The sequence below is a fragment of the Ruegeria sp. BI12 genome, assembly GCF_056537985.1.
The window spans coordinates 109,374-120,787 of the sequence record NZ_JBQFSL010000004.1; the positions used below are offsets into that span (position 1 = coordinate 109,374).

Genomic DNA, 11,414 nt, shown 5'->3' on the forward strand with positions numbered 1-11,414 from the left:
GCTTTGCGCGCAAAACACAACCTGCCGATCCCTAGACTGTCCCTGTGGCTGACGCACGCAGGGATGCTGGCCGAGCAGTTCTTGCGTGCATTTTGGCCGTTTTTCTCAGTTTTGATGGCAATTCTGGCGGCTTTGATGCTGGGTTTGCAGGACGAGGTCCGCGTTGAAATCGTCTGGGCAGTGGGGGCTGTCGCATTGTTGGGGCTGGCCGCTACGCTGTTTGTTGGTGCAAGGCGATTCCATTTCCCTTCACGGGCCGAAGCGCTGATGCGGCTGGACGCGGCGATGCCGGGGCGGCCTATCCAAGCTTTGATAGATGATCAGGCCATCGGCGCGATGGACGCGGATTCTGTTGCGTTGTGGCGCGCGCACCAGAATAGGATGGCGCGGAGCGTTGCCCTGGCGGAGCCTGTCAAACCCGATCTGCGGCTGGCAGACCGCGACCCGTATGCGCTGCGCTATTCAGCGCTGCTGGCGCTGGTGATCGCGGCAATGTTTGGATCGTTCTGGCGGATTGGCTCGGTGGCCGAGATGACGCCGGGTGCCGCCGTGGCAGGGCAAGGTCCCAGCTGGGAAGGCTGGGTTGAACCGCCCCGTTACACCGGGTTGCCGACGCTTTATCTGGCCGATCAATCTGATCCAACGTTGTCTGTCCCGCAGGGTAGTCGCATCACGTTGCGCTTTTACGGAGAAATCGGCGCGCACAGTTTGACCGAAACCACCACGCCTTTGGGTACTGAAGCGGCGACTGAACCGGAACAGGATTTTGTCGTCGAACGCTCGGGCCAGTTAAAAATCGACGGCCCATCGGGCCGGGACTGGGCGCTGAACGTCATCTCGGATACACGTCCTCAGGTGGCCGTGACAGGTTCAGCCGAGTCAGAGGCGGGTGGCCAAATGAAACTGCCATTTGCTGCCAGTGACGATTACGGCGTTGTTTCCGGTTCGGCGGTGATCGAACTGGACCTGGCTTCCGTCGACCGCCGGTACGGTTTGACCTCTGCGCCTGAGCCGCGCGAGGACATCAAGGTTGAACTGCCGATGCCGATCACCGGCGATCGGGCGGATTTCACCGAAGACCTGATTGAGGACTTTTCGCAGCACCCCTGGGCACATTTGCCTGTGAAAATCACCCTGATGGCCCGTGACGCGGCTGATCAGGAAGGACAATCCGAACCTTATGCGGCGACGCTGCCCGCACGCCGCTTCTTCGATCCTTTGGCGGCTGCCGTGATCGAGCAGCGCCGCGATCTGCTTTGGACGCGCGAAAACGCGACACGGGTGTCGCAGGTATTGCGGGCGGTCTCGCACCTGCCTGAAAACCTTTTCCGTTCAGACACCGCCTATCTGCGTCTGCGTGTGATCTTGCGCCGGTTGGAGATGTTTAACGAATACGGACTGAAACCCGAGCAACAGGCGGAAATCGCCGAGGCGCTTTGGGAACTTGGCGTACTGATTGAAGATGGCACCCTTGCAGACGCGCTGGAGCGTATGCGCCGGGCGCAGGAGCGTTTGACAGAGGCGATGAAAAACGGCGCCACCGACGAAGAGATCGCCGAGCTAATGCAGGAACTGCGTGAAGCCACGCAGGACTATATGCGCCAATTACAGCGTCTGGCGCAGGAAAACGGCGAGTTCGACGAGAACCAGCAGGGCCAGGACGGCGAGTCCATGCAAATGACTCAGGATGACCTGCAGCGCATGATGGACCGAATTCAGGAACTGATGGAACAGGGCCGCATGGCTGAGGCGCAGCAGGCTTTGGAAGAGTTTCAGCAGATGATGGAAAACATGCGAGTCACCCAAGGCCAGGGTCAGGGGCAACAGTCCGAGGGCCAGCAGGCGATGGAAGGACTGGCAGAAACACTGCGTGAACAGCAGGGCTTAAGCGATCAGGCGTTTCGTGATCTGCAGGAACAATTCAACCCCGGTGCACAATCTGGCGAAAGCCAAGGCAATGAGGGCCGCTCCGGCGGGCAGGGTCGAGGCCAGAGCCACGAAGGGCAAGGCGGGGAAGGTCAGGAAACCGACCAGCAGGGCGGCGGTGGCCAGCAAGGGCAGGGATCACTCGCAGACCGCCAACAGGCCCTGCGCGATGAACTGAACCGCCAGCAGCAAAGCTTGCCCGGGGCCGGGACCTCTGAAGGTGGTGCCGCACGCGATGCGCTGGACCGCGCCGGACGAGCGATGGAAGGGGCTGAAGATGCATTGCGCGGTGATGATCTGGCCGAAGCCATCGACCAGCAGTCTGAGGCGATGGAGGCCCTTCGCGAAGGTATGCGCTCTTTAGGCGAAGCTTTGGCGCAAAATCAGCAGAACCAACCGGGACAGGGTTCGCAAGAAGGCGATATGCAAGCCAACAACCGTGACCCATTGGGTCGCAGCCCGGGGGCCAATGGCACGATCTCAACCGACGAAAACCTGCTGCAGGGTGAGGATGTCTACCGCCGTGCGCGCGAGTTGCTGGACGAAATCCGCCGCCGGACTGGGGAAACGGATCGCCCCCAGATCGAACTGGAATACCTCAAACGTCTGCTAGAGAGATTCTGATGTTAGGTCAGTTCTGAGACGTACCTGAGCCGGCTTGCGTCTCAATCCACAAACGTGCCTGATCGACCAGCGAGACATAGCTGCTGAGAACCGGATCAGCCTGCGGGACCGCTTCGGAAATCTTCTGCGAGTTGCTGTAGATCAGCAGCAGGATAACACCGATGATCAAAATCAGCAGAAACCCGCGCCGGAATCCGCCTGACTTTTTCGGCGGGGGCACATCCTCGTCCAGCTTTGGCAGGGGATCTTCACTACGTAGGCTGGAATTGATTGCCTCAACATCCGGCAGTGCGTCTTTCTGACCAGAATCCTTCGCCGTTTCCGTCGCGATCAGGTCCTTTGCGGCCTTTTCCGCTTCGGGCGGAGCGTCTAGTGCCAAATCGGTCTGTGTTTCGAGACTGCCGCCTTCTTGGGCGCGTAGGTCCGCTTCCCGCTCTGCCTCTTCCTTGAGGATATTGGCAACAGCCGGGTCGACATTACCGGTTGAGGATGCCTCGGCGGGCTCTGGCGCTGATTTGTGCTCTTCGACAGGCTTCGCGACAATCTCTGGGGTTGCTGCCTTTGCCGCAGGTTCCACCACGGGCGTAGCGGGTTCCGGCTTTACCGGTTCAGCCGCAGTTTCAGGGTGCTTAGCCTGAAACCACGTCTTTTCGCAGTTGGAACACTGCACATCGCGGCCTTCCTCCGGAATGACCTCGTCTGGCACTTCGTACTGAGCACCACAATTCGGACAAGTAAGACGCATGCTGCCTCCCGGTCGGGGCCCCGACCTGATAATAGTTTTTTCAGGAATGATATTCCGTTAAGACCTGACCGCAAAGGGTGTTTTCGGTTTCATGCGACAAGTGTCACCAATTCGACCCGGTGCAGGCATTGAAACCACAACCACGCTCGGGCAAGAAGAGCGGCAACAATAAACGGGGGCCCTTGTGATCGAGCTGGAAAACGTCAGCTACACCTATGGTGATGGTGAGTTGCTGAGCGACGTGTCGCTTCAGTTGCAACCGGGTTCGTTCCACTTTCTGACCGGTCCATCAGGTGCGGGCAAGACCACCTTGCTCAAGCTTTGCTACGGCGCGTTGCTGCCCACATCAGGGCGACTGAGCGCTTTTGAGCAGGACATAGCCCGCCTGGACCGGGATCAAATGGCGTTGCTGCGTCGCCGGATTGGGGTGGTGCATCAGGACTGCCGGTTTCTGGACCATATGACGCTGGCTGAAAACGTTGCTTTGCCGTTGATGGTGTCGGGCAAGGGCGAGAACGCCCAGAAAGAAGACCTGCTGGAATTGCTAAATTGGGTCGGGCTGGGTGCACGGCTTGATGCGCTGCCACCTGAGCTTTCAGGGGGTGAACGCCAGCGCGCCGCACTGGCCCGGGCTGTCATCCTGTCACCGGACGTTGTGCTGGCCGATGAACCGACCGGAAACGTGGATTGGGAAATGTCCCAGCGATTGCTGCGCCTGCTGATCGAGTTGAACAAGATGGGCAAGACCGTGCTGATCGCGACCCATGATCTTAGCCTGATCCGCGCGGCCAAAAGTCAGGTGCAGGCCCGGGTTTTGCGAATCTCGCAGCGCCAGATTCAACTTGCGGGGGCGGATCTATGATAAAGGGAACCATCCGCAGCATGCTGGTGCGCGACAAACGCGCGGATCGGGTTGTTCCACCGTCGGGCTACACAGCGCAACTGACCCTTTTTGTTTCCGGCGCGATGGCATTTCTGGCCGTTTTTGCGCTTGCTTTGTCGTTGGCATCAGGCCGACTGGCCGACCGTTGGGCATCAGAACTGGCCGGTGCCGCGACTTTGCGTATCAACGCACCTGCCGAGCAGTTGGCAGCCCAGACCGAAGCTGCACTGACCGTGCTTGCTCAGACTCCTGGTGTTGCATCCGCCCGCGCCCTTACAGCTGAGGAACAGGTCGCGCTTCTGTCCCCATGGTTCGGTCCCGACCTGCCACTTGACACCTTGCCGGTGCCACAGTTGATCGAAATCATCGAGGGCGAACCGGGGCTGGATGCCGCGGGTTTGCGCTTGCGGCTAGGTGCCGAAGTACCCGGAGCCGTGCTGGACGACCACTCGCGCTGGCGCGAGCCGCTGGTCGAGGCGGCAAATTCGCTGCGCCGCTTGGGCTGGGTGTCTATCCTACTGATTGGCGGTGCAACGGCGGCGATGATTACGCTGGCGGCCAATGCCTCACTCGCGGCCAACGCGCAGATCATTGAAGTTCTCCGCCTGATTGGAGCCCGAGATCGGTTCATTGCCAGCGCATTTGTAAGGCGATTCACATATCGCGCTTTCTTCGGCGCGTTGGTCGGTGTTCTGTTCGGTATGACGGGTGTTTTGCTTTTGCCCGAAGCCTCGATTGAGGGCGGGTTTCTGACCGGATTGGGTTTTCAGGGGGTTGGCTGGCTGTTGCCTGCGCTGATACCTCTGCTGGGGGCTGCGGTGGCATTCTTGGCCACATGGACAGCGGCCGCGCGAAAATTGAAGGAGCTTTCCTGATGGCTACAGCAATCCAATGGGTGCGCTCTTTGATCTTTATGATCGTGATTTATGCGTGGATGCTGATCCTTGGTATCGTCTTCGCCCCGTACGCGTTGTTTGCAAAACGCGGGGCATTGCAGGCCTGTAAAACCTACGCGCGTTCGACGATTTGGATGGCTAAGTGGATGGTAGGCATCCGTTGTGAGGTTCGCGGAAACGTTCCCGTGGACGAAGTCGTGATCGGTGCCAAACACCAGTCCTTCCTGGACATCATCATGATCTTCAACGCCATTCCGCACGGCAAATTCATCATGAAAAGGGAACTGCTATATACCCCGGTTATCGGACTTTATGCCCGCCGCCTTGGGTGCATCCCTGTCAATCGCGGAAAAAAGGGTGCGGCGGTCGCCAAGATGGTCAAGGACGTGGCCAAGGAGTTCTCAGAGCCCGGCCAACTTGTAATCTATCCGCAAGGTACGCGTGTCGCTCCGGGGGTGAAGAAGCCCTACAAGGTCGGAACAGCAGTTCTGTATGAAGGGCTGGGCTTTCCTTGCGTGCCTGTCGCGACGAACGCAGGTGTGTTTTGGCCACGCACCGGGGTCATGCGCAAACCGGGTCTGGCAATTGTCGATTTTCTTGATCCGATCGAGCCGGGTGTTGGTCGGAACCAATTCCTCGAGCGTCTGGAGGATGTGATCGAGACACGATCTGATGCATTGATGCGAGAAGTGGGGTTTGATCCGGATGGAGTTCATTAAGAACATCGAAACACTCGAGGCGCTCTATGGCACACCGGCCGCGCCTTCACTGCGCAAAGTGGCCAGACACCTCACGCCGCTTTACCGAAAATGGATTATGGCCTCGCGCTTGTGCATCCTTAGCACCGTCGGGCCTGAAGGTGTCGATGGCAGCCCGCGTGGCGACGACGGTCCGGTTGTGCTGGAGCTTGACCGGAACACGCTGGCGATGCCCGACTGGCGCGGGAACAACCGGTTGGACAGTCTGCGCAACATCGTGCGCGACCCGCGCGTATCGTTGATGTTCATGGTGCCGGGGTCCAATAGCGTCGTACGGCTGAATGGAACGGCGCATGTAACGGATGATCAAGATTTGCGCGCTCGGTTCGAAAAGAACGGCAAAACGCCAGCAACAGTTACCATCATCGAAATCGCCGAGATTTATACGCAATGCGCCCGTGCCCTGATGCGGGCCCGTACTTGGGTCGGCGCCGACGAAACTACGGACTTGCCGACTGTCGGCGAAATCCTAGCCGAGGCATCGGAAGGTGAGGAAGGCGGCACGCAATATGATCGGGAATGGGGTGCGCGCGCCGCCAAGACAATGTGGTAAGCACTCAATCAAGCCCCAGCAGCGCCGATCCTGGCCACCTTTGATATCCAGCGATCCACGCTGCCTGGTTTGGGATAGCTGGCACCCGCAAAATAAGTGAACCGGGTCGGTTTGAACCCGACAAATCCCAGTATCTGATCACGGATCTGGCGTATCAGTGCTTGCCTGTAGATCAGACGCATAAACCAACCCGGCGTGTCAGAGGTCAGGATGACCCGTGCCGTGCGCCCTGTCAGCATGGGTGCTGGAAATCCAATCCTTGTTGTATTTCGCGTGTCGAAAGTGCGTCCGGGGATGAATGCCCGGTCGATCAGCCCTTTTAGTTTTGCCGGTAGGCCGCCCCACCACATCGGTGCCGTCAGGACAAGGTGCTCGCTCCATTCGAAATCCTGCAGGACTTGTTCCAAAACGGGTTCAAGCGGTTTGAAATCTTCGTAATTCCCCTGACCAAAGTCGTGGTCGAATTGCAAATCGCTTAGATGAATCATGCGAACGTCGTGCCCCTGGTTCTGGGCTGCATCGGCATAGGTCTCAGCAAAGGTACGAGACAGGCTGGCTTTTCCGGGGTGCCCGTCGAGGATTAGGATTTTTTTAGGGTGCATAAGGATTCTCCAAAATTGACCGTGGTCAGTTAATAGAGTGAAAAAGTGACCGCGGTCAATTATAAAATTTGACCATGGTCAAAAAACATGCGAATAGAGCGTATGCAAAAGAGAACCCTCAAAACCCGCGCGCGATTAATCGAGGCGGCAGAAGAAGTTATCGAGAGAGGAGGCTATCAAGCCCTACGCGTGGAAGACGTGGTTCAAGCGGCTGGTGTCGCCAAAGGAACCTTTTTTGCCCATTTCCGGGACAAAGACGCGTTAATGGAAATGCTAATCAGTGAGAGGCTGATCGCCTGTTTTGATCAGGTCGAACAGGGATCCACCCCACGTACAGCCCCCGAAATCGCCAACGCGTTGTTGCCAATCCACGCATTCATGACGTCTGAACGCTATGTATTTGATCTGATCATCCGGTATTCCGGAGCGGCGGCGATTACCGAAATTGGCCCAATTGCGCGCTGTTTCGAACGCTATGTCCGACTGGTTTCTGGCTGGTTGGAAACCGCAAAAGTGCGCCACGACATTTCCCCCGATCTGCTGGCCGAAGGTGTTCAGGCTTTTGCTATTCAGTCGATGTCGTTAAAGTTTTGTGCTCTACATGAAGCAGAGAGTTTCTCAGACAGGTTGGAAATCTATCTGGACGCGTGGTTAACCCCGGCAACCTGACGGCAGCCGGGGTTTCATTTTAACTGTGAATCGGTCCGTCGCCGCAAGCCAAGGCAGCCTCGCGGACGGCCTCGGAATAGGTCGGGTGGGCGTGGCAGGTCAGCGCCAGATCCTCGGCCGAGGCACCAAATTCCATTGCCACACAAACCTCGTGGATCAGATCACCTGCGCCGGGGCCGATGATGTGGCAGCCCAGAATGCGATCCGTTTCCTTGTCGGCCAGGATTTTTACAAACCCGTCGGTCATCAAGTTGGCTTTTGCACGACCGTTGCCCATGAACATGAATTTGCCGACCTTATAGGCGCGGCCCTGTTCTTTCAGGGTTTCTTCGGTCTCGCCCACATTTGCGACCTCGGGCCAGGTGTAGATCACACCCGGAATGACGCCATAATTCACATGACCGTGTTTGCCCGCGACTTGTTCGGCCGCAGCCATGCCTTCATCCTCGGCCTTATGGGCCAGCATGGGGCCTTCCGTCACGTCGCCGATAGCGTAAATGCCCGGAACATTAGTCTGCCAATCAGAACCGACCTTAATCTGACCACGCGGCGACATTTCGACGCCCAATGCCTCAAGACCCAAACCGTCGGAATAGGGTTTGCGCCCGGTTGCAACCAGCACAGTGTCGGCCTCGATCACATGCTCGCTGTCATCCTTGCGCAGCTTGTAGGTCACTTTGGCCTTGGTCTTGGTGGCTTCGGTCTTTTGTACCGCCGCGCCCATGACAAATTTCAGGCCCTGTTTTTTCAAGATACGTTGGAATGTTTTCTGAACCTCGGGGTCCATGCCCGGAGTGATCGCATCCAGGAATTCGATCACAGTCACCTCAGCCCCCAGCCGTTGATAGACCGAGCCCAATTCCAGTCCGATCACACCGGCGCCGATTACGACCATCTTTTTCGGGATCTTGTTCAGAGACAAAGCTCCGGTCGAAGTCACGACAACCTTTTCGTCCACTTCGACACCGGGAAGCGAAGAAGGCTCGGACCCGGACGCGATGATGATGTTCTTGGCGGTGTGAACTTCATCACCCACTTTGACCTGACCGGCTGCGGGGATCGAGCCCCAGCCTTTCAGCCAGTCGATTTTGTTCTTTTTGAACAGAAACTCGATGCCTTTGGTGTTGCCATCGATCGTTTCCTGCTTGTAGCCCTGCATCTGTTTCCAATCGACCGAGGGACTTTTGCCCTTCAGGCCCATCTTCGCAAAGTTATGTTCGGCCTCATGCAGTTGATGGCTGGCATGCAGCAGCGCCTTGGAGGGGATACAGCCGACGTTCAGGCAGGTTCCACCCAGAGTTTCACGCCCTTCGACGCAGGCAGTCTTCAGACCCAGCTGCGCGCAACGGATGGCGCAAACATAGCCGCCGGGGCCTGATCCGATTACGATAACGTCATAATTTGCCATATGTCAGGTCCTTATCGTTTACGGGGATGGCGACATTTATATGTGCACCAGGGCGTTTCCCCATTACTTTATCCACGCCAGCGACTGAATCAAAAGATTGCCGCCAGCAACATTACAGTGTTGGCCGACAGGCCAACGATCCAAAACACGGTTCGCCAAGGTGTCCAGCCCAATGCGTAGGCCGGGACATAGAGGATACGAGCGATCAAGTAGACCCAGCTACAAGCGGCTGTGAAACCGTTTGCTTCACCAGAAACCGTCACAACAAGCGCCGCTATTGCGAACAGAACCAAACCTTCAGTGTGGTTGCTCAGCGCACGGTGCAACCGTCCCGAAACCCCCGGTTTGTCAAAGGGGACATCCCGGGGGCCTATCGCGTGTCGCAAGTCAATCCTACCGTGTCCGGCGGCCAAATAGGCCACGAATTGCGCGACCCAAAGCAGTGCGGCGAGGGTCAGGACGGTCAGTTCCGTGGTCATCCAGCGTTTCCCATTGAGCAGTCGAAAGTCATCGCGTTACCCGTTCGTGCCACGTCCCCGATAGGGGCGCTGCCTTTTGCCGTCAGACAGGTGTCAGAACCTTTGTCTGGATATGCGCCACGCCGCCACGTTCGTGGTGCATGGCCAGCTCTTCGGATTCGATGAAGCTCTGGGCCCGGTCGAGATCGGTGATTTCGAACAGCGCAACTGCGTGGTCCTTTTGATCGGGGTCCTTCCAAACGTGGAGGTCGCGGATGCCTGCGGCCTCTCTCATTGGTTTGTCTTCTTCGAAAACCTTCAACCAGACATCAAAGTCGGCCACGTCAGCTTGCCAGAGTACATGTGTTGCCATGATTACAGATCCATCAGCAGGCGGCGCGGATCTTCCAGCGCCTCTTTCACACGTACAAGGAACGTCACGGCGCCCTTGCCGTCAACAATCCGGTGGTCATAGGACAACGCCAGATACATCATCGGGCGGATCTTGATCTCACCATTGATTACCATCGGACGGTCCTGAATCTTGTGCATGCCCAGAATACCCGATTGCGGCGGGTTCAGGATCGGTGAAGACATCAGCGAGCCATAGACACCACCATTCGAGATGGTGAAGGTGCCGCCCTGCATTTCAGCCATGCTAAGTTTGCCGTCGCGGGCGCGCTTGCCCTTTTCGGCAATTGCCTTTTCGATATCGGCAAAGGACATGCTGTCGGCGTCGCGGATGACCGGAACAACCAGACCCTGAGGCGTACCGGCGGCGACGCCCATGTGAACGAAGTTCTTGTAGACGATGTCTGTGCCGTCAATCTCGGCGTTGACTTCGGGAACCTCTTTCAGCGCGTGGCAGCACGCCTTGGTGAAGAAGGACATAAAGCCCAGCTTCACACCGTGTTTCTTTTGGAACAGGTCTTTGTATTCGTTACGCAGGGCCATCACCTCGGTCATGTCCACCTCGTTGAAGGTGGTCAGGATTGCAGCCGTGTTCTGCGCATCCTTCAAACGCTTGGCGATGGTCTGGCGCAGGCGGGTCATCCGTACGCGCTCTTCACGGGCCGCATCCTGCGCAGCAACCGGCGCCCGTGGCGCTTGTGCCGGGGCCGGAGCTGCCGCAGCGGGGGCCGGGGCAGCTGCTGTTGCCGCTGCTCGGGCCACATCTTCTTTCATGATCCTGCCATCCCGACCGGTGCCGGTGACCTGATCGGCGGACAAACCAGCCTCTGCCATAGCCTTTTCGGCGGACGGGGCGTTGGCAATGTCCTTGCCGGTGCTTGCTGCTGCAGCCGGGGCCGCCGTCGCAGGAGCCGGAGCGGCAGCTGTCCCAGCCGCTGCGCCTGAAATCACCGCCAATTTGGCCGAAGCTTCGACTGTCGCGCCTTCGGGGGCGACGATTTCTGCCAGAACGCCTGCAGCCGGGGCGGGAACCTCGACCGAGACCTTGTCTGTTTCCAGCTCGCACAGCATCTCATCCTGCGCGACGCTGTCACCGACCTGTTTGAACCATGTCGAAACAGTCGCTTCGGTCACGGATTCACCCAAGGTTGGCACCATCACGTCGACACTGCCGCCCGACGCCGCCGGAGCTGCCGCCGCTGTCGGGGCCGGAGCTACTGCCGGGGCAGGGGCTGCGCCTTCGCCTGCGGCAATAGTGGCCAGCAGCGCGTCAACGCCAACGGTTTCACCTTCGGCGGCGACGATTTCGCCCATCACGCCAGCAGCGGGAGAAGGAACTTCGACTGTGACCTTGTCGGTCTCCAACTCGCACAACATTTCATCAACGGCTACGGCGTCGCCGGGTTTTTTGAACCATGTCGCAACCGTGGCTTCGGTCACCGACTCGCCAAGCGTGGGAACTCGAACTTCAATGGACATCG

General features: G+C 58.2%; 12 protein-coding genes. 6 read left to right on the plus strand and 6 right to left on the minus strand.

Annotated features, from left to right (window positions below; genetic code table 11):
* Positions 1-3: 3 nt before the first annotated feature.
* Positions 4-2,550, plus strand: coding sequence for a TIGR02302 family protein (locus ACR0AK_RS21795; RefSeq protein ID WP_480794957.1), 2,547 nt, complete (start codon positions 4-6; stop codon positions 2,548-2,550).
* A 7-nt stretch (positions 2,551-2,557) separates the two neighbouring features.
* On the opposite strand, the gene ACR0AK_RS21800 is transcribed toward ACR0AK_RS21795, so the two are convergent.
* Positions 2,558-3,295, minus strand: coding sequence for a zinc-ribbon domain-containing protein (locus ACR0AK_RS21800; RefSeq protein ID WP_480794958.1), 738 nt, complete (start codon positions 3,293-3,295; stop codon positions 2,558-2,560).
* A 184-nt stretch (positions 3,296-3,479) separates the two neighbouring features.
* Between ACR0AK_RS21800 and ACR0AK_RS21805 the strand changes: the two genes are divergently transcribed.
* From ACR0AK_RS21805 to ACR0AK_RS21820, 4 genes are read left to right on the plus strand one after another with little or no spacing between them, the layout of a single operon-like run.
* Complete coding sequence (locus ACR0AK_RS21805) at positions 3,480-4,157, plus strand: cell division ATP-binding protein FtsE (RefSeq protein ID WP_480794959.1); 678 nt, start codon at positions 3,480-3,482, stop codon at positions 4,155-4,157.
* The gene (locus tag ACR0AK_RS21810) at positions 4,154-5,053 is read left to right on the plus strand and encodes a cell division protein FtsX (protein ID WP_480794960.1); all 900 of its coding nucleotides are present in this window, start codon (positions 4,154-4,156) and stop codon (positions 5,051-5,053) included. The genes ACR0AK_RS21805 and ACR0AK_RS21810 overlap by 4 nt, the downstream gene beginning before the upstream one ends.
* Entirely contained in the window at positions 5,053-5,793 is a 741-nt protein-coding gene (locus tag ACR0AK_RS21815; RefSeq protein ID WP_480794961.1) for a lysophospholipid acyltransferase family protein, read from the plus strand. Before ACR0AK_RS21810 ends, ACR0AK_RS21815 begins: the two co-directional genes overlap by 1 nt.
* Positions 5,780-6,385: a pyridoxamine 5'-phosphate oxidase family protein gene (locus ACR0AK_RS21820; RefSeq protein ID WP_480794962.1), complete on the plus strand. Its 606-nt coding sequence runs from the start codon at positions 5,780-5,782 to the stop codon at positions 6,383-6,385. Before ACR0AK_RS21815 ends, ACR0AK_RS21820 begins: the two co-directional genes overlap by 14 nt.
* An 8-nt stretch (positions 6,386-6,393) precedes the next feature.
* Here the strand turns inward: ACR0AK_RS21820 and ACR0AK_RS21825 are convergent, their stop codons facing one another.
* Positions 6,394-6,987: an NAD(P)H-dependent oxidoreductase gene (locus ACR0AK_RS21825; RefSeq protein ID WP_480794963.1), complete on the minus strand. Its 594-nt coding sequence runs from the start codon at positions 6,985-6,987 to the stop codon at positions 6,394-6,396.
* Positions 6,988-7,089: 102 nt separating this feature from the next.
* Between ACR0AK_RS21825 and ACR0AK_RS21830 the strand changes: the two genes are divergently transcribed.
* Positions 7,090-7,656, plus strand: a complete 567-nt coding sequence (locus ACR0AK_RS21830) for a TetR/AcrR family transcriptional regulator (RefSeq protein WP_480794964.1) — start codon at positions 7,090-7,092, stop codon at positions 7,654-7,656.
* 19 nt (positions 7,657-7,675) lie between these two features.
* Here the strand turns inward: ACR0AK_RS21830 and lpdA are convergent, their stop codons facing one another.
* The 4 genes from lpdA to odhB all read right to left on the minus strand — a co-directional run bounded on the left by lpdA (position 7,676) and on the right by odhB (position 11,412).
* A complete protein-coding gene (lpdA, locus tag ACR0AK_RS21835) occupies positions 7,676-9,064 on the minus strand; it encodes a dihydrolipoyl dehydrogenase (protein ID WP_480794965.1) in 1,389 nt (462 codons plus the stop codon).
* Positions 9,065-9,153: 89 nt separating this feature from the next.
* Positions 9,154-9,543, minus strand: coding sequence for an MAPEG family protein (locus tag ACR0AK_RS21840; RefSeq protein WP_480794966.1), 390 nt, complete (start codon positions 9,541-9,543; stop codon positions 9,154-9,156).
* An 82-nt stretch (positions 9,544-9,625) separates the two neighbouring features.
* Entirely contained in the window at positions 9,626-9,895 is a 270-nt protein-coding gene (locus tag ACR0AK_RS21845; RefSeq protein ID WP_170562733.1) for a hypothetical protein, read from the minus strand.
* Positions 9,896-9,897: 2 nt separating this feature from the next.
* Positions 9,898-11,412: a 2-oxoglutarate dehydrogenase complex dihydrolipoyllysine-residue succinyltransferase gene (gene odhB / locus ACR0AK_RS21850; protein ID WP_170562736.1), complete on the minus strand. Its 1,515-nt coding sequence runs from the start codon at positions 11,410-11,412 to the stop codon at positions 9,898-9,900.
* Positions 11,413-11,414 lie beyond the last annotated feature (2 nt).

Coding starts and splice junctions, on each gene's coding strand:
- ACR0AK_RS21800 (WP_480794958.1), bottom strand. CDS start 3,295: ATGCGTCTTACTTGTCCGAATTGTGGTGCTCAGTACGAAGTGCCAGAC.
- ACR0AK_RS21810 (WP_480794960.1), top strand. CDS start 4,154: ATGATAAAGGGAACCATCCGCAGCATGCTGGTGCGCGACAAACGCGCG.
- ACR0AK_RS21815 (WP_480794961.1), top strand. CDS start 5,053: ATGGCTACAGCAATCCAATGGGTGCGCTCTTTGATCTTTATGATCGTG.
- ACR0AK_RS21820 (WP_480794962.1), top strand. CDS start 5,780: ATGGAGTTCATTAAGAACATCGAAACACTCGAGGCGCTCTATGGCACA.
- ACR0AK_RS21825 (WP_480794963.1), bottom strand. CDS start 6,987: ATGCACCCTAAAAAAATCCTAATCCTCGACGGGCACCCCGGAAAAGCC.
- ACR0AK_RS21830 (WP_480794964.1), top strand. CDS start 7,090: ATGCAAAAGAGAACCCTCAAAACCCGCGCGCGATTAATCGAGGCGGCA.
- lpdA (WP_480794965.1), bottom strand. CDS start 9,064: ATGGCAAATTATGACGTTATCGTAATCGGATCAGGCCCCGGCGGCTAT.
- ACR0AK_RS21840 (WP_480794966.1), bottom strand. CDS start 9,543: ATGACCACGGAACTGACCGTCCTGACCCTCGCCGCACTGCTTTGGGTC.
- ACR0AK_RS21845 (WP_170562733.1), bottom strand. CDS start 9,895: ATGGCAACACATGTACTCTGGCAAGCTGACGTGGCCGACTTTGATGTC.
- odhB (WP_170562736.1), bottom strand. CDS start 11,412: ATGTCCATTGAAGTTCGAGTTCCCACGCTTGGCGAGTCGGTGACCGAA.